This window comes from Serratia sp. OS31 (genome assembly GCF_014164835.1).
GTDB lineage: Bacteria > Pseudomonadota > Gammaproteobacteria > Enterobacterales > Enterobacteriaceae > Serratia > Serratia liquefaciens_A.
In genome coordinates, this window is the sequence record NZ_JACJFQ010000101.1 from 1 (window position 1) to 937 (window position 937).

At 51.1% G+C, this 937-nt stretch carries 1 protein-coding gene; it reads right to left on the reverse strand.

The genetic code is table 11. The features are described from left to right. Window positions 1–248: 248 nt before the first annotated feature. Window positions 249–821, reverse strand: coding sequence for an isochorismatase family cysteine hydrolase (locus H5P17_RS26490; RefSeq protein WP_182825926.1), 573 nt, complete (start codon window positions 819–821; stop codon window positions 249–251). Window positions 822–937 lie beyond the last annotated feature (116 nt).

Here is a 937-nt window from a genome sequence, read left to right on the forward strand (position 1 = left end):
CACCTGCCACCCTTGCCGTCCATGATGGCCGCATTAACGCTGCTGGCCAATCATGAGCCTGCGTATACCGCAACACTTCGGGAACTGGCCCACCATGCCATCGAGGAGGGGTTCGGCAGTGGCTGGATCTTGCTGCAGGGTCTCCTGCATGAATGCGAAGGCCAGAGACCGCAGGGCACCCATAACGCGCGCTTTAACGCCCGTAGGTTAATTTCCGATGCTATCTTTGACAGTACCTGCAACATACATCATAGATCCTTCAGATTTTCCAACGTGACAATCTCGGCGATGTGAGCGAGCATCTCCATAGACATTCTATGCTCTTCTGGCGTAGCTGCGGCACAGGCCTCTTCCAGCACCAGTACCTGGTAATCACGATCGTGAGCGTCGCGTGCGGTGCTTTGCACTGCCCAAGTGGTACTGACGCCACAGATAATCAACCGCTCGATGCGCCGGGCGCGCAGCGCCGCATCCAGGTTGGTTCCGTAAAAGGCGCTGACACGCGGTTTAACGATCACTAACTCCCCCAATTCCGCTGCCAGAGAGGGATGAAACTCTGTGCCTGGCCGATCTAACTCAATGGCACCAAGTTTATGTGTCTGCCCAAACATGCGTGAATGTTTGGGTTGGTCGATATATCCAGGAGTAAAGCCCACCTTAACGAGAATACGTAACCAATCTTTCTGCTGAGCCAATGCTAATACGAGATTGGCGTTAGCGATGGCGTTGCGTTCTGCTACCTGCTGCGCTGAACGTGCAATTTTTCCTTCAAGGTGTGCAATATCAAAAATGTAGTCGAGAATAATCAGAGCAGTATTCACGGAGCATCCTTATTTCGTTGATAAAATGGGCAATGGCTTTTTTGAAAGCCAAAGATTTGACTATGTTATTATAACTGTCTCTTATACACATCACCGATCCGACGAGACGTAGAGAA